General features: G+C 70.5%; 1 protein-coding gene. It reads left to right on the top strand.

Going from position 1 to position 1,387, the window contains the following annotated elements; genetic code table 11:
• Window positions 1-1,387, top strand: a 1,387-nt coding sequence (locus GCT19_RS42010) for a condensation domain-containing protein (RefSeq protein ID WP_227749510.1), incomplete at both ends; no start/stop codon positions are given.

Genomic DNA, 1,387 nt, shown 5'->3' with positions numbered 1-1,387 from the left:
GGTCTGGAGCGGGTCGGTCGGCATGACCACTTCTTCGAGCTGGGCGGTCATTCGCTGCTGGCCGTGCAACTGATGGAGCGGCTGCGGCAGCGCTCGCTGGGGATGGAGGTGCGCACGCTGTTCGCGCGGCCGGTGCTGGCCGATCTGGCGGCCAGCGTGGGGCGCCATCAGGAGGTCGCGGTCCCCGCCAACCTGATTACCGCGCACAGTACGGCGATCACCCCCGGGATGCTGCCGCTCATCGGGCTGAGCCAGGCGGAGATCGACCGGGTGGTGGCCACGGTGCCCGGAGGGCTGGCCAACATCCAGGACATCTATGCTCTCTCGCCGCTGCAGGAGGGCATCCTGTTCCATCATCTGCTGGCCAGCCAGGGCGATCCCTATCTGTTGGCCCGGGAGATGGCATTTGCCGGTCGTGACCTGCTGGAGCGCTATCTGGCGGCAGTGCAGCGGGTGGTGGACCGGCACGATATCCTGCGCACGTCGTTTGTGTGGGAGGGGCTGTCCAGTCCGGCGCAGGTGGTGTGGCGCCAGGCGCGGCTGGAGGTGGTGGAGGTTGAACTGGACGAGGCGGAGGGGCCGGCTCCCGAGCAGTTGCGGCGCCGGTTCGATCCGCGCGGGCAGCGCATCGATCTGGGGCGGGCGCCACTGATACGGTTTGTGACGGCCCGGGAGCCGGGCAGCGGGCGCTGGCTGCTGCTGGCGCTGCAGCATCATCTGATCGGCGATCACACGACCTCAGAGGTAATGCATGCGGAGGTGCGGAGCGTGCTGGCGGGACGCGGGCACGAGCTGGCCGAGCCGCAGCCATTCCGTAACCTGATAGCGCAGGCGCGGCTGGGTGTGGGAGAGCCAGCGCATGAGCAGTTCTTCCGGGAGATGCTCTCGGGGATTGACGGGCCGACGCTGCCGTTCGGGCTGGGCGAGGTGCGCGGCGACGGCAGCGGGGTGGACGAGGCGCGGCGGCAGTTGCCGCAGGCGCTTAACGACCGGCTGCGGCAGCAGGCGCGGCGGCTGGGGGTGAGCGTGGCCAGCCTGTGCCATCTGGCGTGGGCGCAGGTGGTGGCGCGCAGCAGCGGGCGCGAGCAGGTGGTGTTCGGCACGGTGCTGTTCGGGCGCATGCATGGTGGCAGCGGCGCGGACCGGGCGATGGGCCTGTTCATGAACACGCTGCCGGTGCGGCTCGACGTGGATGGAACCGGGGTCGGGGAGAGTGTGCGTCGCACCCACGCGCGGCTGGCGGAGCTGCTCACCCACGAGCATGCCCCGCTGGCGCTGGCGCAGCGCTGCAGCGGCGTTGCGGCGCCTGCGCCGCTGTTTGGCGCGCTGCTGAACTATCGCCACAATACGCTGGCGGCGCTTCAGGGGGCGGTGGGCGACGATGTCC

Source organism: Paraburkholderia atlantica (genome assembly GCF_009362785.1).
Lineage (GTDB): Bacteria > Pseudomonadota > Gammaproteobacteria > Burkholderiales > Burkholderiaceae > Paraburkholderia > Paraburkholderia atlantica.
Note: the sequence above shows the minus strand (reverse complement) of the source record. Positions and strands in the feature narration are given on the sequence as shown.